General features: G+C 52.1%; 21 protein-coding genes. 11 read left to right on the top strand and 10 right to left on the bottom strand.

Going from position 1 to position 25,510, the window contains the following annotated elements:
- The first annotated feature begins 175 nt into the window (after nt 1-175).
- Nucleotides 176-1,234, top strand: coding sequence for a porin OmpA (gene ompA / locus OGY04_RS08960; RefSeq protein ID WP_048235693.1), 1,059 nt, complete (start codon nt 176-178; stop codon nt 1,232-1,234).
- Between the two features lie 88 nt (nt 1,235-1,322).
- Here ompA and matP read toward each other — a convergent pair whose 3' ends face one another.
- Nucleotides 1,323-1,775, bottom strand: a complete 453-nt coding sequence (matP, locus tag OGY04_RS08965; RefSeq protein ID WP_032942905.1) for a macrodomain Ter protein MatP — start codon at nt 1,773-1,775, stop codon at nt 1,323-1,325.
- Between the two features lie 185 nt (nt 1,776-1,960).
- On the opposite strand from matP, the gene OGY04_RS08970 reads away from it, so the two are divergent.
- Together OGY04_RS08970 and fabA are read left to right on the top strand one after the other, a co-directional pair.
- Nucleotides 1,961-3,721: an AAA family ATPase gene (locus tag OGY04_RS08970; protein ID WP_286585132.1), complete on the top strand. Its 1,761-nt coding sequence runs from the start codon at nt 1,961-1,963 to the stop codon at nt 3,719-3,721.
- A gap of 68 nt (nt 3,722-3,789) precedes the next feature.
- Nucleotides 3,790-4,308 (top strand): bifunctional 3-hydroxydecanoyl-ACP dehydratase/trans-2-decenoyl-ACP isomerase, encoded by a 519-nt coding sequence (gene fabA / locus OGY04_RS08975; RefSeq protein WP_003035875.1) that lies wholly within the window; start codon nt 3,790-3,792, stop codon nt 4,306-4,308.
- A gap of 107 nt (nt 4,309-4,415) precedes the next feature.
- On the opposite strand, the gene rmf is transcribed toward fabA, so the two are convergent.
- The 6 genes from rmf to rlmKL form a co-directional block, all read right to left on the bottom strand.
- Nucleotides 4,416-4,583, bottom strand: coding sequence for a ribosome modulation factor (gene rmf / locus OGY04_RS08980; protein ID WP_003035871.1), 168 nt, complete (start codon nt 4,581-4,583; stop codon nt 4,416-4,418).
- Between the two features lie 256 nt (nt 4,584-4,839).
- A complete protein-coding gene (pqiC, locus tag OGY04_RS08985; RefSeq protein WP_003035868.1) occupies nt 4,840-5,403 on the bottom strand; it encodes a membrane integrity-associated transporter subunit PqiC in 564 nt (187 codons plus the stop codon).
- Nucleotides 5,400-7,040: an intermembrane transport protein PqiB gene (gene pqiB / locus OGY04_RS08990; protein WP_048235695.1), complete on the bottom strand. Its 1,641-nt coding sequence runs from the start codon at nt 7,038-7,040 to the stop codon at nt 5,400-5,402. The genes pqiC and pqiB overlap by 4 nt, the downstream gene beginning before the upstream one ends.
- Nucleotides 7,041-7,044: 4 nt before the next feature.
- Nucleotides 7,045-8,298, bottom strand: a complete 1,254-nt coding sequence (gene pqiA / locus OGY04_RS08995; RefSeq protein ID WP_234692927.1) for a membrane integrity-associated transporter subunit PqiA — start codon at nt 8,296-8,298, stop codon at nt 7,045-7,047.
- Between the two features lie 15 nt (nt 8,299-8,313).
- Complete coding sequence (locus OGY04_RS09000; protein WP_286585134.1) at nt 8,314-10,221, bottom strand: ABC transporter ATP-binding protein; 1,908 nt, start codon at nt 10,219-10,221, stop codon at nt 8,314-8,316.
- Between the two features lie 12 nt (nt 10,222-10,233).
- Nucleotides 10,234-12,342 carry a bifunctional 23S rRNA (guanine(2069)-N(7))-methyltransferase RlmK/23S rRNA (guanine(2445)-N(2))-methyltransferase RlmL gene (gene rlmKL / locus OGY04_RS09005; protein ID WP_286585135.1) on the bottom strand — a complete coding sequence of 703 codons (2,109 nt, stop codon included), beginning with the start codon at nt 12,340-12,342 and terminating at the stop codon, nt 10,234-10,236.
- Nucleotides 12,343-12,440: 98 nt separating this feature from the next.
- On the opposite strand from rlmKL, the gene OGY04_RS09010 reads away from it, so the two are divergent.
- Entirely contained in the window at nt 12,441-13,547 is a 1,107-nt protein-coding gene (locus OGY04_RS09010; RefSeq protein WP_032942901.1) for a YcbX family protein, read from the top strand.
- Here OGY04_RS09010 and zapC read toward each other — a convergent pair.
- Both zapC and pyrD read right to left on the bottom strand, forming a co-directional pair.
- Nucleotides 13,544-14,086, bottom strand: coding sequence for a cell division protein ZapC (gene zapC, locus OGY04_RS09015; RefSeq protein ID WP_003035852.1), 543 nt, complete (start codon nt 14,084-14,086; stop codon nt 13,544-13,546). The genes OGY04_RS09010 and zapC overlap by 4 nt on opposite strands.
- A gap of 165 nt (nt 14,087-14,251) precedes the next feature.
- On the bottom strand, nt 14,252-15,262 hold the full coding sequence (gene pyrD / locus OGY04_RS09020) for a quinone-dependent dihydroorotate dehydrogenase (protein WP_003831973.1): 1,011 nt from the start codon (nt 15,260-15,262) through the stop codon (nt 14,252-14,254).
- Nucleotides 15,263-15,505: 243 nt separating this feature from the next.
- On the opposite strand from pyrD, the gene ssuE reads away from it, so the two are divergent.
- From ssuE to ssuB, 5 genes are read left to right on the top strand one after another with little or no spacing between them, the layout of a single operon-like run.
- The gene (gene ssuE / locus OGY04_RS09025) at nt 15,506-16,081 is read left to right on the top strand and encodes an NADPH-dependent FMN reductase (protein ID WP_048235697.1); all 576 of its coding nucleotides are present in this window, start codon (nt 15,506-15,508) and stop codon (nt 16,079-16,081) included.
- Nucleotides 16,074-17,048: a sulfonate ABC transporter substrate-binding protein gene (locus OGY04_RS09030; RefSeq protein ID WP_048235698.1), complete on the top strand. Its 975-nt coding sequence runs from the start codon at nt 16,074-16,076 to the stop codon at nt 17,046-17,048. The genes ssuE and OGY04_RS09030 overlap by 8 nt, the downstream gene beginning before the upstream one ends.
- On the top strand, nt 17,045-18,190 hold the full coding sequence (gene ssuD / locus OGY04_RS09035; protein ID WP_286585137.1) for an FMNH2-dependent alkanesulfonate monooxygenase: 1,146 nt from the start codon (nt 17,045-17,047) through the stop codon (nt 18,188-18,190). The genes OGY04_RS09030 and ssuD overlap by 4 nt, the downstream gene beginning before the upstream one ends.
- A gap of 10 nt (nt 18,191-18,200) precedes the next feature.
- A complete protein-coding gene (gene ssuC / locus OGY04_RS09040; protein WP_286585138.1) occupies nt 18,201-18,992 on the top strand; it encodes an aliphatic sulfonate ABC transporter permease SsuC in 792 nt (263 codons plus the stop codon).
- Nucleotides 18,989-19,756: an aliphatic sulfonates ABC transporter ATP-binding protein gene (ssuB, locus tag OGY04_RS09045; protein WP_032942896.1), complete on the top strand. Its 768-nt coding sequence runs from the start codon at nt 18,989-18,991 to the stop codon at nt 19,754-19,756. Before ssuC ends, ssuB begins: the two co-directional genes overlap by 4 nt.
- A gap of 96 nt (nt 19,757-19,852) precedes the next feature.
- Here the strand turns inward: ssuB and pepN are convergent, their stop codons facing one another.
- A complete protein-coding gene (gene pepN / locus OGY04_RS09050; protein WP_286585141.1) occupies nt 19,853-22,465 on the bottom strand; it encodes an aminopeptidase N in 2,613 nt (870 codons plus the stop codon).
- Between the two features lie 266 nt (nt 22,466-22,731).
- Here pepN and pncB point away from each other — a divergent pair, with 266 nt between their 5' ends.
- Together pncB and asnS are read left to right on the top strand one after the other, a co-directional pair.
- A complete protein-coding gene (gene pncB / locus OGY04_RS09055) occupies nt 22,732-23,934 on the top strand; it encodes a nicotinate phosphoribosyltransferase (RefSeq protein WP_003836860.1) in 1,203 nt (400 codons plus the stop codon).
- 166 nt (nt 23,935-24,100) lie between these two features.
- The gene (gene asnS, locus OGY04_RS09060) at nt 24,101-25,501 is read left to right on the top strand and encodes an asparagine--tRNA ligase (RefSeq protein ID WP_020996514.1); all 1,401 of its coding nucleotides are present in this window, start codon (nt 24,101-24,103) and stop codon (nt 25,499-25,501) included.
- Nucleotides 25,502-25,510: the final 9 nt, after the last annotated feature.

The raw sequence follows: 25,510 nt of genomic DNA on the forward strand, positions 1-25,510 counted from the left end.
CACACTTGTAAGTTTTCAACTACGTTGTAGACTTTACATCGCCAGGGGTGCTCGGCGTAAGCCGCAGATATCGGTAGAGTAACTATTGAACTGGTCCCCGGGTGAAGGATTTAACCGTGTTATCTCTCTTCGGAGATATTCATGGCGAATTTTGGATGATAACGAGGCGCAAAAAATGAAAAAGACAGCTATCGCAATTGCAGTGGCACTGGCTGGTTTCGCTACCGTGGCGCAGGCCGCTCCGAAAGATAACACCTGGTACGCTGGTGCTAAAATGGGCTGGTCTCAGTACCATGATATTGGCAACAACCAGATCAACAACGCCGGTCCTACCCACGAAAGCCAACTGGGTGCTGGTGCGTTTGGTGGTTATCAGGTTAACCCGTACGTTGGTTTTGAAATGGGTTACGACTGGTTGGGCCGTATGCCGTACAAAGGCTACACCGACTCGACTCATCAAAACGGCGCTTTCAAAGCTCAGGGCGTTCAGCTGACCGCTAAACTGGGTTACCCAATCACTGACGATCTGGACGTTTATACTCGTCTGGGTGGTATGGTTTGGCGTGCAGACGCTAAAAACAACGAAGGCTTCAAAGACCACGACACTGGTGTATCCCCAGTATTCGCTGGTGGCGTAGAGTATGCAATTACTCCTGAAATCGCTACCCGTCTGGAATACCAGTGGACCAACAACATCGGTGACGCGAACACCGTTGGCGGTCGTCCGGATAACGGTCTGTTGAGCGTTGGTGTTTCTTACCGTTTCGGCCAGCAGGAAGAAGCAGCTCCAGTAGTTGTTGCTCCGGCTCCGGCTCCAGAAGTACAGACCAAGCACTTCACTCTGAAGTCTGACGTTCTGTTCAACTTCAACAAAGCAACTCTGAAACCAGAAGGCCAGCAGGCTCTGGATCAGATGTACAGCCAGCTGAGCAACCTGGATCCGAAAGACGGTTCCGTAGTAGTTCTGGGCTTCACTGACCGTATCGGTTCTGACGCTTACAACCAGGCTCTGTCCGAGAAACGTGCTCAGTCCGTTGTTGATTACCTGATCTCTAAAGGTATTCCTTCTGACAAAATCTCTGCACGTGGCATGGGTGAATCCAACCCAGTTACTGGCAACACCTGTGACAACGTGAAAGCTCGCGCTGCACTGATCGACTGCCTGGCTCCGGATCGTCGTGTTGAGATCGAAGTTAAAGGCATCAAAGACGTTGTAACTCAGCCTCAGGCTTAAGTTATCGTCTTATAAAAAACCCCGCTATGCGGGGTTTTTTTTCATCTGTTTTCATCCAAAGTAAGCCACGCATTAAACCAGCCGACCGCTACTCTTTCCCCAGCAACGCCTGTAAATCCTGTTTCAATGTCGACATTTTGTTCGCGTACTTCTCTTTATGCTCTGCGTCTTCAATCAGCTGCACAATAGTTTCAGAAAGCGTTTTTCCGCGCCGCTGCGCAAGACCTGCCAGACGCTGCCAGACCATAAATTCCAGATCGATGGATTTCTTCCGGGTATGCTGATGCTCAGCATTAAAGTGCCGCTTGCGCCTGGCACGTATGGTTTGTTTCATACGATTAAGCAGCGCAGGATTCATGTGTTCTTCAATCCAGCTATTGACCCGAACCGGTTCATTTTCGAGGGTTAGCAATAAATCAACGGCTTCTTTGGCAGCGCTGGCCTCGACGTAACGGGTGATTAATTCCCCCTCACGATGCTTCTTCACCAGGTACTTCCATTTCCAGCCGCTTTCAAGGTTTTCAAGTTGTTGATATTTCATTGCGATCTCAATGTTACCGTGTAACTCTTATCAGAATATCAGCTTTTTCGGCATCTGAAGAAAAGAATATCCAGCCTGTGAACTGCCGCGCGTCATCACAAGCGTTTCGCGGCGCTTTCCAGGTGTTTAGTGGTGAGGGTTACGGTATAATCTCGTTTTTTACAACAGACTAAAAAACATCAACTTTGACCATTACGAAACTTGCATGGCGTGATCTGGTTCCTGATACCGACAGTTATCAGGAAGTATTTGCACAGCCGCACGTCACTGACGACACCGACACCTTACTTAGTGATACTCAGCCACGTTTACAATTCGCGCTAGAGCAGCTTCTTCAGCACTGGACAACATCCTCGTTCATGTTGGTAAAAGCACCGGAAGAGCTTGAGTATCTCAACCTTATTGCAAAGGCTGCACGTCCCTTGCACACGGATGCAGGAAGCCTGACTGGCGGTCATTACGACATCTCCGGTCACACTATTCGTTATCGTACAGCTGAGAAAGCGGAAGACAATTTTGCGACGTTGACGCAGGTGGTCAGCGTTGACTGGGCCGAAGCCGAACAACTGTTTGGCTGTCTGCGTCAGTTCAATGGCGAAATTACGCTGCAGCCAGGTCTGGTACATCAGGCCAATGGAGGTGTGCTGGTTATCTCATTGCGCACGCTGTTGGCCCAACCGCTGTTATGGATGCGCCTGAAAGCCATTGTCAGCCACGAGCGTTTTGATTGGGTGGCTTTTGATGAGTCTCGCCCGCTGCCTGTCTCCGTTCCGCCTATGCCGCTTAAACTGAAAGTGATTTTAGTAGGTGAGCGTGAATCGCTGGCGGATTTCCAGGACATGGAACCAGAGCTGGCTGAGCAGGCCATTTACAGCGAGTTTGAAGATAATCTGCAGATAGTGGATGCCGAAACCATGACGCAGTGGTGTCAATGGGTCACGCATACTGCTATGCGCAATAATTTGCCTTACCCCGCTCCTGATGCCTGGCAGGTTCTGATCCGTGAAGCCGTTCGCTATACCGGTGAACAGGATACATTGCCGCTTAACCCGCTGTGGATCACCCGACAGTTCAAAGAGGTGGCTCCGTTATGCGAGGGCGAAACCTGCAACGCTGAACAGTTCAGCCTGATGCTGGCTCAGCGCGAATGGCGTGAGGGATTCCTGGCTGAACGCATGCAGGATGAAATTCTGCAAGAGCAGATCCTTATCGAGACAGAAGGCGAGCGTATTGGCCAGATCAACGCCTTGTCGGTGATTGAGTTTCCAGGCCACCCACGCGCATTTGGCGAGCCTTCTCGTATCAGTTGCGTCGTGCATATTGGCGACGGCGAGTTTACGGATATTGAGCGCAAAGCCGAGCTTGGCGGAAATATTCATGCCAAGGGTATGATGATTATGCAGGCGTTCCTGATGTCGGAACTCCAGCTGGAGCAACAAATCCCCTTCTCTGCCTCGCTGACCTTTGAGCAATCTTACAGTGAAGTGGACGGTGACAGCGCGTCTATGGCAGAACTGTGCGCATTGATTAGCGCCCTCGCCGACGTTCCTGTTAATCAAAGTATCGCCATTACAGGTTCTGTCGATCAGTTTGGTCGGGCACAACCTGTCGGTGGTCTGAATGAGAAAATTGAAGGTTTCTTCGCCATCTGCCAGCAGCGTGAGCTGACGGGCACGCAGGGCGTTATCATTCCTTCGGCTAACGTCAGACACCTCAGCCTGCAGCCTGCGCTGTTACAGGCCATAGAAGAAGAAAAATTCACTATCTGGGCGGTGGACGACGTGACCGATGCGCTGCCACTGTTGTTAAATCTGGTGTGGGATGGCGAAGGCCAGACAACGCTGATGCAAACCATTCAGGAGCGTATTGCCACGGCAACGCAACAGGAAGGTCGTCACCGTTTCCCATGGCCGCTACGTTGGCTGAACTGGATTATTCCGAACTGATCGGACTTGTTCAGCGTACACGTGTTAGCTATCCTGCGTGCTTCAATAAAATAAGGCTTACAGAGAACATGGTAGATAAACGCGAATCCTATACGAAAGAAGACCTTCTTGCCTCTGGTCGCGGTGAGCTGTTTGGCGCTAAAGGGCCACAACTGCCAGCACCAAGCATGCTGATGATGGACCGTGTCATCAAGATGACCGAAACCGGTGGCAACTTTGACAAAGGTTATGTTGAAGCTGAACTGGATATCAACCCGGACCTGTGGTTCTTCGGTTGTCACTTTATCGGCGATCCGGTGATGCCGGGCTGCCTGGGTCTCGACGCCATGTGGCAACTGGTTGGATTCTATCTCGGCTGGCTGGGCGGCGAAGGTAAAGGCCGTGCGCTGGGCGTAGGCGAAGTTAAATTCACCGGCCAGGTTCTGCCGACCGCGAAGAAAGTCACTTACCGCATTCACTTCAAACGCATCGTTAACCGTCGCCTGATCATGGGCCTGGCAGATGGTGAAGTGCTGGTTGATGGTCGTCTGATCTACACTGCAAACGATCTGAAAGTGGGTCTGTTCCAGGACACTTCCGCGTTCTAATCCAGAACTGCGAAGCAGCCAGACATTAACGTTTCCCCGTTTTATCTGGTGTGCAAAAAGGCGAAACCTCCGCTCTGCGGAGGTTTCTTTTATCTAAAGAGACAGAATCAGGCCATTAAAACCCTATCCCCCATGGCTTCTCGCCAGCCTCCCAGCCAGTATGACCTCTGATTCAGCGTCTGATAGGGACACATTTCTTTTGAGCGTCCGGCAATGCCGGCCTGATATCCACGTTGATGTGCCCGTTCCAGGCGATCTCGTTTTTGTCTCTTCATGCCTCGTTTCCCTCATTTTTGGGTCTGGTGGAAAAGAAAACAGTGATTACTAAGTGTGCAATCACACTAAACGAATACCCCTAAACATCAGGCTCGTCAATGCGCAAAATTCACGCCAGTGTCATATTTGTGAGCTAGCCTCTAAATCATTTGTACAAAAATAGTCAGTCAGAACAGCTATCTTCACGGCTAAAAAAATAAAAAAAACCGCCCCGGGCAATGAACCAGGGGCGGCATAATTTACAATTATTTAAGCTTAAGGGATGCGTTTCAGCTCTTGAGCAATGGCCGTCGCTTCCTGACTCCAGGCATTGGCTAGAACCTTCACCATCTCATCGTAGCCGTCTTTGGTTTGTACAGCTTCGATGTGGAATGGACGTTTGATCAGTTGTCCCTGATGATTCAGCAACCATTCACCGCTCACAATAACCTTACCATCGTACCGACCGTGGAAGCCGGTTACGGTAACGTTCAGCGTATCCTGAGTGCTTCCCAGCGGTTGTGAAGCGACAACCCAGCCAGGCAACTGCATACTGAGGTTCGCAACCAGTGTATTGCGCAATTGCTGATCTAATGGGCTGGCCCAGAGATTATTATTGGCTATCACATATTGCACATCGCTGGTCTGGTAAACCACCCCATTACCGGCCAGATAATCAGGTACCGCAATCTGTTCAACCCACAGCAGACGGTTTCCCTGATTGGCAGAGCTCTGCACACCACCTTGTGCGATAGGGAGCTGGTAATAGCTTTTATTTTCTCCGCTGGAGCTGCATGACGTCAGCCAGACCGCCATCATCACCACTAGCCACTTTTTCATTGTTTCGCCCTCTTCGGCTCTGGATCTTTTTTGTCCTTCGCTTCAAATACCAGCGCATTACTCTTATCGTTCAACGTTTTCAGTACCGGTTGCAGTTCACGCAGTACCTGATCAAGACGCTGCATATCCGCCACCATCTTGTTGTAGGCCGCGGAACCAGGCTGGAAGCCCTGCATACTACGATTCAGTTCACGTAGCGTGTTCTGCATATCCGCCGGCAGATCCTGCATCGACTGGCTGGACGTGATCTTGTTCATATTATCCAGCGTGGTTTGCAGATGTTTCATTGTGCGCTGGCTTTCCGACAGCGTATTGGTTGCCTGCTCAATCATCGGATTCAGCGGCAGATTGTTAATCTTATCCAACGCTTCCATCAGACGCTGTTGGATCTGCGCCAGACCACCGCTCACGGTCGGAATAATTTGATAACCATTGAATTCGCGTACACCGGTAATCGGCGGCTCTTTCGGGTAGAAGTCGAGATCGACATACAGCGCGCCGGTTACCAGGTTCCCGGTTTTGAGCGATCCTCGTAATCCGCGTTTAAGCAGTTGCTCCAAATGAGCGCCAACATCGGTATCTTCTCCCAGCTGTGCCTTCAGACGTTCAGGTTCAATACGCACCAGCACCGGAATGCGGTAATCATTGTTAAATACCTGACGCATATTCGGTGAGAAGAAAGGTACTTTACTCACCGTACCCAAGCGGATGCCACGGAATTCCAGCGGTGCACCAGGCTGTAGGCCACGAATCGAATCTTTAAAGAACATCAGGTAATCAATATGATCGGTATACAGGGAATCCTGAATACTTTTTTGATCGTCATAGAGGTTAAATGAGGCCTGCTGCTCAACCGGTTGACCTTGTTCCAGCCCTTCGGGCACATCAAAACTTACACCACCGCCAAACAGCGTGGAGAGCGATCCCATTTCTACGCGCATACCTGCTGAGGTAAGATCTACGGCGATCCCGCTGTCTTTCCAGAAACGTACATTGCTGGTCACCAGACGATCGTTAGGCGCATTGATGAAAAGCTGATAGCTGATCGTACGCTTTTGCGCATCAAACGTGCTGGTTTCAACCGAGCCCACACGATAGCCGCGGAAAAGCACCGGATCGCCTGGGCTCAACTGACCGGCTTTTTTGCTGTCCAGAATCACACGGATCCCTTTTGCATCTGGCGGGGCCAGCGGCGGTGAATCCAGCAGTTGGTAATTTTCCAGCTTACTGCCTTTATTGCCAGGCTGCAGTTCAATATAAGCCCCGGACAATAGCGTGCCGAGCCCACTGATACCTTCACGTCCAACCTGCGGCTTCACCACCCAAAAGACAGAATCTTTATGCAGCAGCTTTTCCATTCCGGAGTTAAGACGCGCTTTAATCTCCACATGGGTCAAATCATCAGTCAGGGTTGCGCTCTCGACGATACCGACATCCACGCTGCGGCTCTTAATCGTCGTTTTGCCCCCTTCAATACCTTCGGCATTGGTGGTAATCAGCGTGACTTCCGGCCCCTGATGACTGTAGTGATAAAACAGAACCCACGCGCCAATGAGTGCAGTGACGATAGGGAATATCCACACGGGCGACCAGTTTTTTACCTTTTGCACTTTGGCTTCCCCACTTTTAGATTCCATGCTGTCAGGACTCCTCATGGCCTGGTTCTGGTTCACGGTCCCACGACAGACGCGGATCAAATGTCATCGCAGAAAACATTGTCATAATGACGACTAAAGCAAACATCAAAGCACCCATTGCAGGATAAATGTTCATTAACCCTCCCATGCGCACCAGCGCAGAGAGTACCGCAATCACAAAGACGTCGATCATTGACCAGCGACCGACAAATTCCACAACTTCATAAATCAGGTGCATACGTTCGCTGTCACGTTTGCCGTGGCCTTTGGCATCCCAACATAACCAGGCAATGGCGATCATTTTCAACGTCGGCACCATAATACTGGCGATAAAAATAACCGCAGCCACCGGGTAAGAGCCTTCGCTCCAGATTAAAACCACCCCCTCAAGTATCGTTGATGGCAGCTTTGACCCGAGCAGATCGGTAATCATAATCGGCAAAATATTGGCAGGAAGATAAAGCATGATTGACGTAAACAGTAATGCCAACGTCCATTGCAGACTGTTTTTACGCCGCACATAGCCTTTCGTCTGGCAGCGCGGACACACCCGCTCATCAGCGGGAAGAATCGCGGTGCAGCAAGAGCAGGAACGCAGTCCCTGTCGAATGCCGGGCACGCCAGGTTTTAACTCCTGCTTAATCACTGGCATTGGCGCAATATCATCCCACAGCCAGCGACGGTCAACGCACTGGAATGCGCGCAGTTGCAAAACGCAAAAGAAGCACCACGGAATAAAGCTGCTGCCCACGCCGATATCGCCGTAAGCCATAAGCTTAACGAAGCTGACCAGCACGCCGGCAAGGAAGATTTCCGCCATCCCCCAGCTTTTTAACTGGAACAGGACGCGTGCAAGACCCGCCTTAAGTCTGGCGGGCATCTGCACCCGATTCACCAGCAGCAGGATAGTCAGCAGGCAAAACGCGGGGACCAACTGCACGAATAATAAAAAGAAGGTGCCGAGACTGGCGTAGTCTTCAGAAAAGAGAACGCTGGGGATCTCCATCAACGTCACTTCGCTGCTCACCCCTGCAACGTTCATATTCACAAAGGGGAAGAGATTTGACAGAAGCAGCATGAACAATGCTGCTAAAACATAGGCGGTAGGACGCTGCCGCGGCGCGTCCCACTCAACCGTTAACGTAGTGCCACATCGTGGACATGCCGCTTTCTGACCATGCTCAAGGCGAGGTAACGCCACCAGCATGTCACACTGCGAGCACAAAATATGCTTCGCGGCATGGTGATGTTCGCACATATGTGCTCCTTTAAATTATGCGCCGTTCTTCAAAGACTCAAGATACTCCCAGCGCTCAAAGGCTTGCTCAAGTTCTTGTTCCGCTTCGTTCAGATTAGCTAATACCTGCTGTGTTTGCTCATGTGGCTGACTGAAAAAAGCGGCGTCAGCAACCTGAGCTTGTAGTCTTTCCAGTTTAGCTTCCAGTTCTTCAAGCTGAGCGGGGAGCTGCTCCAGTTCGCGCTGCAGTTTATAGCTTAGTTTGCTCGTGCCACGTTTGACAATTTCTGCTTTAGGAGCAACAGCTTCCTCTGTTTTTTTCGCGACCGGTTGTTTAAACGCCACATACTGAGATTGCTGGCTGCGCGCGTCATGATAACCGCCGACATAACGACCAATTTTACCACCGCCCTCGAAGATCCAGCATTCAGTTACAGTATTATCCACAAACTGACGGTCGTGGCTTACCAGCAGTACAGTCCCCTGATAGCTATCAATTAGTTCTTCAAGCAGTTCCAGCGTTTCGACGTCAAGATCGTTCGTTGGTTCATCGAGAATCAAAAGATTGCTGGGTTTCAGAAAAAGACGCGCCAACAGCAGGCGATTTCGTTCCCCACCAGAGAGCGCTCGCACTGGCGTCATCGCGCGTTTCGGATGGAACAGGAAGTCCTGCAGATAACCCAGCACATGGCGAGGTTTACCGTTAACCATCACCTCTTGCTTACCTTCAGCCAGGTTGTCCATCACGGTTTTATCGGGATCCAGTTCGGCGCGGTGCTGATCGAAATAGGCCACTTCCAGCTTGGTGCCGACGTGAATGCGTCCACTGTCAGCCTGAAGCTGGCCTAACATCAGCTTCAGCAGCGTTGTTTTGCCGCAGCCGTTCGGTCCGATTAGCGCAATTTTGTCGCTGCGCTGTACCTGTGCGGAGAAATCTTTTACCAGCTGCTTTCCATCAACCTGGTAATCCACGTTCTCCATTTCGAAAACAATCTTGCCTGAACGGCTCGCCTCTTCGACCTGCATCTTCGCCGTGCCCATCACTTCGCGACGTTCGCCACGCTCGCGACGCATGGCTTTCAGTGCGCGCACGCGGCCTTCATTACGGGTACGGCGCGCTTTGATCCCCTGACGGATCCAGACCTCTTCCTGCGCCAGCTTGCGGTCAAACTCTGCATTTTGTAACTCTTCTACGCGCAGCGCTTCTTCTTTATCCAGCAAATACTGATCGTAATTCCCCGGATAAGTCACCAGCTTGCCACGATCGAGGTCGACGATACGCGTCGCCATATTTCGTATAAATGAACGGTCATGGGAAATGAAGATGATTGTCCCATTGAAGGATTTCAGGAACCCTTCCAGCCAGTCGATGGTTTCAATATCCAGGTGGTTCGTTGGCTCATCCAGCAGCAATACACGCGGATTACTCACTAACGCGCGGCCCAGCGCCGCTTTACGCAGCCAACCGCCAGAAAGCGAAGAAAGTGCGGCGTTTGGATCCAGCCCCAACTGCTCCAGCACTTCATTAATACGGCTTTCGAGCTGCCACAGATTGTGGTGATCGAGCATTTCCTGAACCCGCGCCATCTCATTCAGATTTCTGTCGCTCGGATCAGTCATCACCAGACGCGAAATATCGTGATAACGCTTGAGATATTCGGCCTGCTCTTCGATACCCTCGGCAACGAAATCATACACGCTGCCCTCAACATTACGCGGCGGATCCTGTTGCAGACGCGCCACAACCAGATCCTGCTCATAAATGATACGCCCGTCGTCAAGCCCCTGCTCACGGTTCAGGATCTTCATCAGCGTCGATTTACCTGCGCCGTTACGGCCAACCAGACAGACGCGTTCGTTATCTTCGATATGCAGTTCTGCATTATCAAGAAGCGGCGCATCGCTGAACGACAGCCATGCACCATGCATACTGATCAATGACATTTATTTATCCTTTCAGGCTGCGGTAATCAGCCAGCAATTGTGGATCTGACGGTTACGGGCAAAATCCTGGGAAAGCGTTTTTTGGGTAATTTCTTGTGCTTTCAATCCCAGTTCAGCCAAACCGTCGAGATCCATACGGAACCCACGTTTGTTGTTGGAGAACATGATCGTGCCGTCTTTACGCAGCAGACGTTTCAGATCTTTCATCAGCGCCAGATGATCGCGCTGCACATCAAACGAATCTTCCATACGTTTTGAGTTAGAGAACGTCGGCGGATCGATGAAAATCAGATCAAACTGTTCATTCGCATCACGCAGCCAGCCCAGGCAATCGGCCTGAATTAAACGGTGAGCGCGACCGCTCAGGCCGTTCAGACGCAGGTTACGTTCCGCCCATTCCAGATAGGTACGCGACATATCGACCGTCGTGGTGCTACGCGCGCCGCCCAATCCTGCATGTACGCTGGCGCTACCGGTGTAGGAAAACAGGTTGAGGAAGTCCTTACCTTTACTCATCTGCCCCAGCATGCGGCGCGCAATACGGTGATCGAGGAATAAACCCGTATCAAGGTAGTCAGTCAGGTTAACCCACAGGCGCGCGTTGTACTCGCTTACCTCAATGAATTCACCCTTCTCATTCATCTTCTGATACTGATTCTTGCCTTTCTGACGCTCACGGGTTTTCAGCACCAGTTTGTTTGGCGCGATTTCCAGTACTGACAGCGTGGCGGCAATGATGTCGAACAAGCGTTGACGTGCTTTTTGCGCATCAACCGTCTTCGGCGGTGCGTATTCCTGAACCACGACCCAATCACCGTAACGATCTACTGCAACGTTGTATTCCGGCAGGTCAGCGTCATACAGGCGATAGCATTCAATGCCTTCCTGACGCGCCCATTTTTCCAGCTTCTTAATATTCTTGCGCAGGCGGTTGGCATAATCTTCCGCTACCGTAGCCGGCTTGCTGTCCGCAGTGGTCTCTGCAACGTGATAATTCTTCTGCACACAATCCAGCGGGCCGTTTTTCGCTTTGAACTGCTTGTCGGCACGTAATTGCAGGCTGCTGAGCAGATCCGGCGAGGCGCTGAACAGCGACAAATTCCAGCCGCCAAACTGGTTTTTCATCGTACGGCCCAGCAGGCTGTGCAGGGCAATCAGCGCCGGTTCGCTATCCAGACGTTCGCCGTAAGGCGGGTTACTGATAACTGTCCCATACGGTCCTTTCGGCAGCGGGTTGCTCAGTTTGGCGACATCTTTCACGTCAAACGTCATCAGATCGGCGATACCGGCGCGGCGAGCATTACTACGCGCTTTTTCAATCACGCGCGCATCGCAATCGGATCCATAAAAATGCGAGGTATAGTCAGCCAGTCCCTTACGCGCACGCACCTGCGCTTCGGCTTTAACTTCTTGCCAGACAGCTTCGTCGTGTTGCGCCCAACCGCTGAAGCCCCAGTATCCACGGTGCAGACCCGGCGCGCGATCGGTCGCCCACATTGCCGCTTCAATCAGCAGCGTGCCGGAACCACACATCGGATCGAGTAACGGGGTTCCTGGCTGCCAGCCAGAACGCATAACAATTGCCGCGGCCAGCGTCTCTTTAATCGGTGCCTGACCCGCGCGATCGCGATAGCCACGCTGATGCAAACCGTCACCGCTCAGATCGAGCGCAATGCTGGCAGTATCTTTGTTCAACCAGACGTTGATGCGCAGATCCGGAGATTCACGATCCACATTCGGACGCGGCATATTTTTGCGGGTAAAGGCATCGACAATCGCATCCTTGACCTTCAGCGCGCCGTACTGGCTGTTACGAATGGTCTCGTTCAGTCCGCTAAAATGGACGGCAAACGTAGCACCAGGGTTAAATATCTCTGTCCAGTCGATTGCCTGAACACCGAGGTACAGATCAAGATCGCTGTAGACCTTGCACTCTCCCATCGGCAGGATAATGCGCGAGGCCAGGCGGCTCCACATCAGGCTCTGGTAAACAAGCCGTGTGTCGCCCTTAAAATGGACCCCACCCTGAACGACCTGACACTCCAGCGCGCCGAGGTTTTCCAGTTCAGTTTTTAACAGCTCTTCCAGCCCGCGGGCCGTACTGGCAAACAGAGAATTCATAATGTCACTTTTACTCCGAGAAAATTGCTGCGCATTATAGCTAATATGGGCTGTATGTCATAAAGTTGAAGGCTTATTTTCATTCGAGGGGCTGTACAGTGGTCACGTTAACCCGACTTTTTATTCATCCGGTTAAATCAATGCGCGGCATTGGGCTTACGCATGCCCTGGCAGATATTAGCGGTCTCGCCTTTGATCGCATATTTATGATCACTGAACCTGACGGAACGTTCATAACTGCCCGCCAGTTCCCACAAATGGTCCGTTTTACGCCTTCCCCATTCCACGATGGGCTGCATCTTACTGCGCCAGATGGCAGCAGCGCGCTCGTGCGATTTGCCGACTTCGCTCCCCAGGATGCGCCAACAGAAGTATGGGGAAACCATTTTACCGCGCGTATTGCGCCAGCGGCTATCAACCAGTGGCTTAGCGGCTTTTTCTCCCGTGAAGTGCAGTTACGCTGGGTCGGACCGCAGCTGACGCGCCGTGTAAAACGCCATGTTGATGTTCCTTTATCCTTCGCTGATGGTTATCCCTATCTGCTGGCCAACGAAGCATCCCTGCGCGATCTGCAACAGCGCTGTCCGGCAAGCGTCAAAATGGAACAGTTTCGCCCCAATATAGTAGTTTCGGGAGCTGGTGCCTGGGAAGAAGATACCTGGAAAGTGATTCGTATTGGCGACGTCATTTTTGATGTAGCAAAACCCTGTAGCCGCTGTATTTTCACGACAGTTAGCCCGGAAAAAGGCCAGAAACATCCATCCGGTGAACCGCTTGCCACATTGCAAACCTTCCGTACTGCGGTAGATAACGGCGATGTCGATTTCGGTCAGAATCTTATCGCGCGTAACAGTGGCGTTATTCGCGTCGGCGATGAGGTAGAAATTTTGGCAACCGGCCCCGCCAGAGCGTACGGCGCGGCTGAATCAGACGAAACTACACCCGAACAACAACCTGATGCCACGGTGCTTATTGACTGGCAGGGACAGACCTTTCGCGGAAATAATCAACAGGTATTGCTTGAGCAGTTGGAAAACCAGGGTATCCGGGTTCCCTATTCATGCCGGGCAGGCATTTGCGGATGCTGTCGAATTCGACTGGTAGAAGGCGAAGTTAGCCCGTTGAAGAAATCAGCGATGGGGGACGACGGAACGATTCTGTGCTGTAGCTGTGTTCCCAAAACGGCAATCAGGCTGGAGAGCTAAACCGCCTGCTCAAGGCTGAAACTGTCAACAACGGCCTGCGGTTTCAGTCTGTCATTCATTATTTTAATCGCATCGCCAAGCTGCATCGTACGCCCGGCGATAACCACGCCAGGTTGCGCAAGCAGGCAAAGCGCGGCGTTTTCACCCGGCTCAACCACTAGCAGGTTTACCTGTTCATCGGTATCGCTTAAATCAACACAGGCTGCGTCACCCACGACCGGCGACCAGTTAATACCGTGTGCGACAAAGTGCCAGCTTTTTGGCATTTGCGGTTTGAGATAACGAATCGCCACCAGCGCATTAAGCACCAGTTCCGCTTTTTGTTCTTTGGCTAAATCCAGGTAGCGACATTTTTCTTCAAAGGAAAAATAAAGCGCGGCGTCATCAACACAAAAACCTGACGGAGAAAATGCATCAGGAGTGAGCATTTTACGAGCAAAACGCGAACGGAATAACATGCCATTGGCTAAATCGAGCATCATACGATCGTGCTCTTCATCATAATACCAGCGCCAGTTATCGTCGGGTTTAATTCGCATCAGTTTCTCTCCTTTCCTTAATCATCACCGTTACGACAGTATCCTTTTGCCGCTTCGTTTATTGCCCTAATAATAAAAGCTCAGAATGTTTAAATAAGCAACAGTAAAGGAATATAAAACAACCAGGGCTAGAAATAAAGCCCTGGATTGTGATTAAGGTAGCATTCAGATATTGCTGACGATTTCTTTTATCAACGGCGGACCTTTAAAAATAAAGCCCGAATAAATCTGTACGAGGGTTGCACCAGCAGCTATTTTCTCACGTGCAGCAATCACCGAGTCGATACCACCAACACCAATAATCGGCAGCTGACCTTTTAATTCCTGAGACAACTGGCGAATAATTTCTGTACTTTTTAATTGCAACGGTCGACCGCTCAGACCACCCATTTGATCGCAATTTTTCATTCCCTGAACAAGAGAACGATCGAGGGTGGTGTTAGTCGCAATTACGCCATCAATATTATGACGAACTAAACTATCGGCGACCTGGATCAGTTCTTCCACAGAAAGATCCGGCGCGATCTTTACCGCCACCGGAACATATTTATGGTGGATCGCTTGCAGATCGTTTTGCTTATTTTTAATTGCCGTCAGGAGATCGTCCAGCGCCTCGCCGTATTGTAGCGTACGTAATCCCGGCGTATTCGGCGAAGAGATATTAATCGCGATATAACCAGCATAAGCATAGACTTTTTCCATACAAATCAGATAGTCATCTTTGCCGTTCTCCACTGGGGTATCTTTGTTCTTACCAATATTAATCCCCAGAATACCGTCGAAATGCGATTTTTTAACGTTCTCAACCAGGTTATCAACCCCGTGGTTATTAAACCCCATGCGGTTGATCAAACCTTCTGCATCGACCAGACGGAACAGACGTGGTTTATCGTTACCCGGCTGAGGGCGTGGCGTCACGGTACCAATCTCAATGGAACCAAATCCCATCGCGCCGAGCGCATCAATGCACTCCCCGTCTTTATCCAGTCCGGCAGCAAGCCCGAGCGGATTTTTAAACGTCAACCCCATACAGGTAACCGGTTTTGCCGGTACTTTCTGGCGCACAAGCGCTTCAAGCGGTGTGCCGGTAATGCGACGTAATTGCTGGAATGTCAATTCATGAGCGCGCTCTGGATCGAGCTGAAAAAGGGCTTTACGAACGAAGGGGTAGTACATGAACTCTCCTGGATTCCCGGTGTGCAAACCGGGGGCGTATTATGTGCGATCGCGAGCAAAAAGGGAATTGACCTGCGGCAATAAATAGCAATCGTTTTCCTCGCTTCTGCCTTTTTATTCAATTTCTAACTTTTCTATCCCGTATAAATCATTTCGATAAACAAAATCTCTCTGCCAGACTGCTCAAATTGTTATCAATGTTAACCAAAAGCAAACAATTAGTTATAAGGGGAGAATGAAATTATGCGCGTCATCACTCTGGCGGGGAGCCCTCGCTTTCCCTCTCGATCCAGTGCGTTACTGGAATATGCCCGAGAAAAACTTCACGGTCAGGATGTCGAAATCTTTCACTGGAACCTGCACAATTTTGCCCCGGAAGACCTGATCTATGCTCGTTTCGACAGTCCGGCGCTGAACACATTTATCGAACAATTGCAGGATGCAGACGGGCTGATTGTCGCAACACCAGTCTATAAAGCCGCTTACTCTGGCGCCCTGAAAACCCTGCTCGACCTACTCCCCGAGCGGGCGCTGGAAGGGAAAGTGGTTTTGCCGTTGGCGACCGGCGGCAGCGTGGCGCATTTACTTGCCGTCGATTACGCGCTGAAACCGGTACTGAGCGCATTAAAGGCCCAGGAGATCCTGCACGGTGTGTTTGCCGATGATTCACAGGTGATTGATTATCAGCATAAACCTCAGTTTACGCCCAACCTTCTGCAGCGTCTGGACAGTGCGCTCGATACCTTCTGGCTGGCGTTGCATCGTCGCGATGTCCAACTTCCTCAACTGAACACCCTGCGAGGTGCCGCTCATGCTTGATTTTCTCAGGCGTCACACGTCATGGCTGGCACTGACCGGGTTGTTGTCGCTGTCAACGCTGGGGCATGCCGCAGAATCGGCCCCCGATGCTCTGCGTATTGGTTACCAGAAAGGAAGCGTCAGTATGGTGCTGGCCAAAAGCCATCAGCTACTCGAGAAACGCTATCCGCAGACTAAAATCTCGTGGGTCGAATTCCCGGCTGGACCGCAAATGCTGGAAGCACTCAATATCGGCAGTATCGATCTCGGCAGTACCGGTGACATTCCGCCGATTTTCGCCCAGGCAGCCGGGGCCGATCTGGTTTACGTGGGCGTCGAGCCGCCCAAACCGAAAGCCGAAGTGATTCTGGTGCCAAAAAATAGCCCGATCCAGAGTGTCGCGCAGCTTAAAGGACATAAAGTCGCCTTCCAGAAAGGCTCCAGCGCCCACAATTTACTGCTCCGGGCGCTGCAACAGGCCGGACTGAAATTTACCGATATTCAACCGACGTATCTGACTCCCGCCGATGCGCGAGCGGCCTTTCAGCAAGGAAACGTGGATGCGTGGGCTATCTGGGATCCCTATTATTCCGCCGCGTTACTGCAAGGTGATGTACGCGTACTGAAAGACGGCTCAGACCTCAAGCAAACCGGTTCGTTTTATCTCGCCGCCCGTCCTTATGCCGAGAAAAATGGCGCTTTTGTACTTGGCGTACTGGATACCTTTAGCCAGGCCGATGCGTTAACGCTCAGTCAGCGCCAGCAAAGCATTACCCTGCTGGCCAAAACCATGGGGCTACCCGAACCGGTGATTGCGTCTTATCTGGATCATCGTCCGCCAACCACCATTGTGCCAGTCAACGCCTCTGTTGCTGCCCTGCAACAACAAACCGCCGATCTGTTTTATGACAACCGTTTGGTGCCGAAAAAAATCGATATTCGCCAGCGTATCTGGCAACCCACTCAGCAGGCAGGAGAAAAATTATGAGTCTGAATATGTTCTGGTTTTTACCCACCCACGGTGACGGTCATTATCTTGGAACGGAAGAAGGTTCGCGCCCGGTCGATCACAGTTATCTGCAACAAATCGCGCAAACGGCCGATCGTCTTGGATTTACCGGCGTCCTGATCCCAACCGGTCGCTCTTGCGAAGATGCCTGGCTGGTCGCCGCTTCGATGATCCCGGTCACCCAGAGATTAAAGTTTCTGGTCGCGCTGCGCCCAAGCGTCACCTCGCCAACGGTTGCCGCACGTCAGGCTGCGACGCTCGACAGACTCTCAAATGGCCGGGCGTTATTTAACCTGGTGACCGGCAGCGACCCGCAGGAGCTGGCAGGCGACGGCGTGTTCCTCGATCACACAGAACGATATGAAGCCTCTGCTGAATTTACTCAGGTCTGGCGGCGCTTGCTGCAAGGTGAAACGGTGGATTTCAACGGCAAACATGTTCATGTCCGCGGCGCAAAGCTGCTTTTCCCTCCCGTACAACAACCCCGGCCACCACTTTATTTCGGCGGCTCGTCTAATGTCGCACAAGACCTTGCTGCCGAACAGGTTGATCTCTATCTGACCTGGGGCGAGCCGCCGGAACAGGTGAAAGCGAAGATTGAACAGGTGCGGGCCAAAGCAGCGGCGCTCGGGCGCAAGATCCGCTTTGGTATTCGTCTGCATGTGATCGTACGGGAGACAACCCACGAGGCGTGGCAGGCAGCGGATCGGCTGATAGCCCACCTTGATGACGACACCATTGCCAAAGCCCAGGCCGCCTTCTCAAGAACGGATTCGGTTGGTCAGCAGCGAATGGCTGCACTGCACAATGGTAAACGCGACAAACTGGAAATTAGCCCGAACCTGTGGGCAGGCGTTGGACTGGTACGCGGTGGTGCGGGTACCGCGCTGGTCGGAGATGGTCCGACTGTCGCGGCGCGTATCAACGAGTATGCCGCGCTGGGAATCGACAGCTTTGTGTTGTCCGGATACCCACATCTGGAAGAGGCATACAAGGTTGGCGAGCTGCTGTTCCCGCATCTGGATGTTGCTATACCGGAAATTCCGCAGCCGCAATACCTGCAACAACAAGGTGAAGCGGTGGCAAACGAATTTATCCCGCGCAAAGTCGCGCAAAGCTAAGGAGCGGCTAATGGCAACGCCGAAAAACAGGTGGTTATTACGCCTCGCGCCCTGGTTTTTACCGGTAGGTTTGGTGGCGCTCTGGCAGCTCGCATCTTCAATGGGCTGGCTGTCCACTCGCATTCTGCCCTCTCCGGAAGGTGTTATCGAAGCTTTCTGGACGCTTTCCGCCAGCGGCGAGCTTTGGCAGCATCTGGCCATCAGTTCCTGGCGCGCGCTGATCGGATTCTCCATCGGTGGATCGATTGGCCTGACGCTGGGACTGATCAGCGGTCTTTCGCATTGGGGAGAACGCCTGCTGGATACCTCGGTGCAGATGCTGCGTAACGTACCGCATCTGGCGCTGATCCCGCTGGTGATTTTGTGGTTCGGCATTGATGAATCCGCCAAGATCTTTCTCGTGGCGTTGGGCACGCTGTTCCCAATTTACATCAACACCTGGCATGGGATCCGTAGTATCGATCGTGGGCTAGTAGAAATGGCGCGCAGCTATGGATTATCCGGCTTTTCACTGTTTGTTCATGTGATCCTCCCCGGCGCCCTGCCCTCGATTATGGTCGGCGTGCGTTTTGCTCTCGGGCTGATGTGGCTGACGCTGATTGTGGCGGAAACCATTTCTGCCAATGCTGGTATTGGTTATCTGGCGATGAACGCCCGCGAATTTCTGCAAACCGATGTGGTCGTGGTGGCCATTATTCTCTACGCCCTGCTCGGCAAACTTGCCGACATCAGCGCCCAATTGCTGGAGCGAGTCTGGCTACGCTGGCACCCAGCTTATCATGTAAAGGAGGCTACCATATGAATACCGCTCGCCTGAATCAGGGTACACCGCTGTTGCTGAGCGCCGTGACAAAACAATACGCTGCCAATACAGTGCTCAATCAATTAGATTTGCATATTCCGGCCGGACAGTTTGTTGCTGTGGTTGGCCGCAGCGGCGGTGGTAAAAGTACATTGCTGCGTCTGCTGGCAGGACTGGAATCGCCAACCTCAGGCGCATTACTTGCCGGAACCACCCCACTGGCGGAAATTCAGGATGATACGCGTATGATGTTCCAGGATGCGCGTCTGCTGCCATGGAAGACGGTTATCGATAATGTGGGCCTGGGTCTGAAAGGTCAGTGGCGCGATGCGGCCCGAGATGCGCTGGCCGCCGTTGGGCTGGAGAGTCGTGCTCACGAATGGCCGGCTGCGCTGTCCGGTGGACAAAAACAGCGTGTCGCCCTGGCACGGGCATTAATTCATCGCCCCGGTTTGCTGCTGCTGGATGAACCCCTCGGCGCTCTGGATGCCCTAACCCGCCTTGAAATGCAGGATCTGATCGTCTCTTTATGGCAAGAGCACGGCTTTACCGTACTGCTGGTCACTCATGACGTCAGTGAAGCGGTGGCAATGGCCGATCGCGTGTTGCTGATTGAGGACGGAAAAATCGGACTGGATCTTACGGTGGATATTCAGCGCCCCCGCCGTTTGGGATCGGTACGGTTAGCCGATCTGGAAGCGGAAGTGTTGAACCGGGTTATGAAACGCGGCGAGACGGAACAACCGATCCTTCGACATGGATAACCGCTCAGAAAACCAGGCCCGGTAGCGCTTACCGGGCCTTTTGCCGGATGGCGGCGTTACCGCCTTATCCGGCCTACTAAACTACAGGTCAACGTTTCAGGCTAACGCTTTGTCAATCTTCTCGAACAGATCGCCGGAGAGATTCTCCAGACCTTTCAGCTGTTCCAGCGCCGCACGCATTTTCGCCTGACGTTTTGCATCATAACGTTTTAAGCGAATCAGCGGCTCAATCAGACGTGACGCCACCTGCGGGTTACGACTATTAAGCTCAGTCAACATGTCGACCAGGAACTGATATCCACTACCATCTTCCGCATGGAATGCCGCCGGGTTGCTACCTGCAAAGGCACCGATCAGCGAACGGATTCGGTTCGGGTTACTCATACTGAAAGAGCGATGCTTCAGCAGGCCGCGTACCGTTTCCAGCACGTTTTTCGCCGGGCTGGTGGATTGCAGGATAAACCATTTGTCCATCACCAGACCGTCATGGTGCCACTTATCGTCATACTCCTGCATTAGCGCGTCGCGACAAGGCAGCTGCGCCGCCACTGCCGTGGATAGCGCCGCCAGCGCATCGGTCATATTGTTCGCTTCACGATACTGCTTGCTTACCAGCGTGTCAGCCAGATGGGTTTCGCCAAAGGCCAGGAAACGCAGGCAGGCGTTACGCAGCGTACGCTTGCCAATATCGGCATGCTCAACGCGGTACTCATCAAGATGATTAGCGTTATAGATGGCGAGGAATTCATCTGCCAGCTCGGCCGCCAGCGTGCGGGTTAACGCTTCGCGTACTTCGGTTATCGCCACCGGATCGATGATGTCGAACAGTTCGGCTATTTCATTTACTGAAGGCAGCGTCAGGATCTCTGCCGCCAGCGCCGGATCGATTTTCTCATCCAGTAAAATTGCGCGGAATGCATCAGCCACGTGTACCGGCAGCGACAGCGGTTGTCCCTGCTGATGACGAGCAACGTTAAGCTTAATATAGGTCGCCAGCAGGCTTTGCGCCGCGTCCCAACGAGAGAAATCGTTACGCGCATGACGCATCAGGAAGGTCAGCTGCTGATCGCTCCATTTGTATTCCAGTTTTACCGGCGCGGAGAATTCGCACAGCAGCGCCGGAACCGGCTGGAAGTAGACGTTATCAAAGACAAAGGTCTGCTCTGCCTGGGTGACGTTGAGTACAGAATTCACCGGGTGCCCGCCTTTTTGTAACGGGATCACTTTCCCTTCGTTGTCATACAACTCGAGGGCGAAAGGAATATGCAGCGGCTGTTTTTCGGCCTGATCCGGCGTGGCCGGCGTGCGCTGGCTGATCGTCAGCGTGTACTGCTCAGTTGACGGATTGTAGTCATCACGCACGGTCAGAATCGGCGTACCGGACTGACTGTACCAGCGGCGGAAATGGGAGAGATCAACGTTAGAAGCATCTTCCATCGCCTGCACGAAATCATCACAGGTTGCAGCACTGCCGTCATGACGCTCAAAGTACAGTTGCATCCCTTTCTGGAAGTTAGCCTCACCGAGCAGGGTGTGGATCATACGAATGACTTCAGCGCCCTTTTCGTACACGGTCAGGGTATAGAAGTTGTTCATTTCAATGACCATATCCGGACGGATAGGATGCGCCATCGGGCTGGCATCTTCAGCAAACTGCAGACCACGCATGGTGCGCACATTGCTGATGCGGTTTACCGCGCGTGAGCCGAGATCGGAACTGAACTCTTGATCGCGGAACACGGTTAAGCCTTCTTTCAGGCTCAACTGGAACCAGTCACGGCAGGTCACACGGTTGCCGGTCCAGTTGTGAAAATACTCATGACCGATAACGCGCTCAATATCGAGGTAGTCTTTGTCGGTGGCGGTATCGGTACGTGCCAGCACATATTTGGAGTTAAAGATGTTCAGACCTTTATTCTCCATCGCGCCCATGTTGAAGAAATCCACAGCGACAATCATATAGATGTCGAGGTCATACTCGAGGCCAAAGCGCTCTTCATCCCATTTCATGGAGTTTTTCAGCGAGGTCATCGCCCACGGCGCGCGGTCAAGGTTGCCGCGATCGACGTACAGTTCCAGCGCCACTTCACGCCCGGAACGGGTGGTAAAGGTATCGCGCAGAACGTCGAAATCACCGGCTACCAACGCAAACAGATAGCACGGTTTCGGGAACGGATCTTGCCACTGTACCCAGTGACGACCATTTTCCAGTTCGCCCTGCGCCACACGGTTGCCGTTAGAGAGCAGGAACGGATATTGGGTTTTATCGGCGATAATTTTGGTGGTAAAACGCGCCAGGACATCAGGCCTGTCCAGATACCAGGTAATATGGCGGAACCCTTCCGCTTCACACTGGGTGCACAGCGCTTCGCCAGACTTGTACAGCCCTTCCAGCGCGGTATTGGCCGCTGGGCTAATTTCATTCACGATACGCAGCGTAAAACGTTCCGGCAACTGACTAATGACCAGAGCGCCCTCTTCTTCTTTATACTCTGTCCACGGCTCGTCGTTCACGTGGATCGACACCAGGGTCAGATCTTCGCCATTCAGGCGCAGGGGCACATCGGACGCGCCATGACGGACAGCCTGGCTCACTACGGTGACCACGGTTTTTTCAGCATCCAGGTCAAAGGTCAAGTCAATATCAGTAATCTGGTAATCCGGCGCACGATAGTCGTGACGGTATTTGGCTTGTGGCTGTTGTGTCATAAAAAAACCTTTAGCATCTTTAATAGAGTCTCGGCTTCAGTCTATTCCTGTTGCGTAAATCGCGCTACGCAGAATGTTCATCTTTTCAGGCACAAACACCCTTTTTGCTACATTTTCATAACACGTGGCACGAATTGCCCTCGACCAGAAAGAGAGCTTATGGTGTGATCGGGGTTCAATAAATCGCTAAACAGGGTATACTCCAGCGGTTTTCTTAGTTGTTTATTGTACTAAACGCTCCCGTGAGAGGATGCTACTGCGCACCTATGACACAATTCGCTTCTCCTGTTCTGCACTCGCTGCTGGATACAGACGCTTATAAGTTGCATATGCAGCAAGCCGTTTTTCACCACTACTATGATGTACAAGTAGCGGCTGAATTTCGTTGCCGTGGCGATGACCTGCTCGGTATTTATGCCGATTCTATTCGTGAGCAGGTGAATGCTATGCAGCACCTGCGACTGCAGGAGGATGAGTACCAGTGGCTCTCCGGCCTGCCTTTCTTTAAAGCTGATTACCTCACCTGGTTACGTGATTTCCGCTATAACCCGGAACAGGTTTGCGTCACCAATGATAACGGCAAGCTAAACATCCGCTTAACCGGTCCGTGGCGTGAAGTGATCATGTGGGAAGTCCCGCTATTAGCGGTGATTAGCGAACTGGTACATCGTTACCGTTCACCTGAATCAGGCGTCCCGCAGGCACTCGATGAGCTGGAAAGCAAACTAGTAGAATTCTCTGCTTTAACGAAAGATGTCGATATGTCCCGCTTCCATTTGATGGATTTCGGTACGCGTCGTCGTTTTTCGCGCGAAGTACAGCAGGCTATCGTTAAACGCCTGCAGCAAGAGCCCTGGTTTGTCGGCACCAGTAACTACGATCTGGCCCGCCGCCTGTCATTAACCCCAATGGGTACGCAGGCGCATGAGTGGTTCCAGGCTCATCAGCAAATCAGTCCAGAACTTGCCACCAGCCAGCGCGTAGCCCTGGCAGCCTGGTTAAATGAATACCCTGATCAACTCGGCATTGCATTGACCGATTGCATCACCATGGACGCATTTTTACGCGACTTTGGCGTTGAGTTCGCTACCCGCTACCAAGGGTTACGCCATGACTCAGGCGATCCGGTGGAATGGGGTGAAAAAGCCATCGCTCATTATGAAAAACTGGGTATTGATCCGCTGAGCAAAACGCTGGTCTTCTCAGATAATCTCGATCTGAAAAAAGCGATTGAACTCTACCGCCACTTCTCTTCCCGCGTACAGTTGAGTTTTGGTATTGGGACACGGCTAACATGCGACATTCCGCAGGTTAAGCCACTCAATATTGTGATCAAGCTGGTGGAATGTAACGGCAAACCGGTGGCGAAGTTATCTGACAGCCCGGGTAAAACCATCTGCCACGATAAAGCATTTGTTCGTGCATTGCGCAAAGCCTTCGATCTTCCGCATATCAAAAAAGCCAGTTAAGCCTTCCAGGGAGCCATTTTGGCTCCCTTTTTCGCGTTTATTTCCGAAATCTTTCACTCCAGCTACGAATTCTGCTTGTCTGATTGCAGATGCCAGGTAACATAGGTATCCCCCCATTACGGGTGGACATGTGTTTATATATCCGACTATTAACAGAGAGAATATTATGAGCGTTGTGCCTGTAGCCGACGTACTCCAGGGCCGCGTAGCCGTTGACAGCGAAGTCACCGTGCGCGGATGGGTGCGTACCCGCCGAGATTCAAAAGCTGGCATCTCCTTCCTCGCCGTTTATGACGGTTCCTGCTTTGATCCTGTACAGGCCGTCATCAATAATTCTCTGCCCAATTACAATCAGGACGTACTGCGCCTGACGACGGGTTGTTCAGTTATCGTAACGGGTAAAGTCGTTGCATCTCCTGGACAAGGACAGAGCTTTGAAATTCAGGCCACTGAGGTTGAAGTAACGGGCTGGGTTGAAGATCCTGACACTTACCCAATGGCAGCCAAGCGTCACAGCATTGAGTATCTGCGTGAAGTGGCGCACATGCGTCCGCGTACCAACATGATTGGTGCGGTAGCGCGTGTACGTCATACGCTGGCGCAAGCTCTGCATCGTTTCTTCCACGAGCAGGGTTTCTTTTGGGTATCGACTCCGTTGATCACCGCTTCCGATACGGAAGGTGCCGGTGAAATGTTCCGTGTTTCTACGCTGGATCTGGAAAACCTGCCGCGTAACGATCAGGGCAAAGTCGATTTCGACAAAGACTTCTTTGGTAAAGAAGCCTTCCTGACCGTTTCCGGTCAGCTGAACGGTGAAACCTACGCCTGCGCCCTGTCTAAAATTTATACTTTTGGCCCGACATTCCGTGCAGAAAACTCTAACACCAGTCGTCACCTGGCAGAGTTCTGGATGCTGGAACCAGAAGTGGCTTTTGCTGACCTGAATGATGTTGCAGGCCTGGCTGAAGCGATGCTGAAGTACGCGTTTAAAGCCGTACTGGCAGAGCGTGCGGATGATATGAAATTCTTCGCTGAACGTGTCGACAAGGACGCGATTTCACGCCTGGAACGTTTCATTGACGCTGACTTCGCGCAGGTGGATTACACCGACGCGGTAAGCATTCTGGAAAAATGCGGTAAACAGTTCGAAAACCCAGTTTACTGGGGTGTGGATCTGTCTTCTGAGCATGAACGTTACCTTGCTGAAGAGCACTTTAAAGCGCCGGTGGTAGTGAAAAACTACCCGAAAGATATCAAAGCGTTTTATATGCGCCTTAACGAAGACGGTAAAACCGTTGCTGCAATGGACGTACTGGCCCCGGGAATCGGTGAAATCATCGGTGGTTCTCAGCGTGAAGAGCGTCTGGACGTGCTGGATGCCCGTATGCTGGAAATGGGTCTGAACAAAGAGGATTACTGGTGGTATCGCGACCTGCGTCGCTACGGTACCGTTCCGCATTCCGGCTTCGGATTGGGCTTCGAGCGTCTGATCGCTTACGTCACCGGCGTACAGAACGTCCGTGATGTTATTCCGTTCCCGCGTACTCCACGTAACGCCACCTTCTAACGTGCGTTA

This window comes from Citrobacter sp. Cpo091, from assembly GCF_030332645.1.
In the GTDB taxonomy this organism is placed as follows: domain Bacteria; phylum Pseudomonadota; class Gammaproteobacteria; order Enterobacterales; family Enterobacteriaceae; genus Citrobacter; species Citrobacter portucalensis.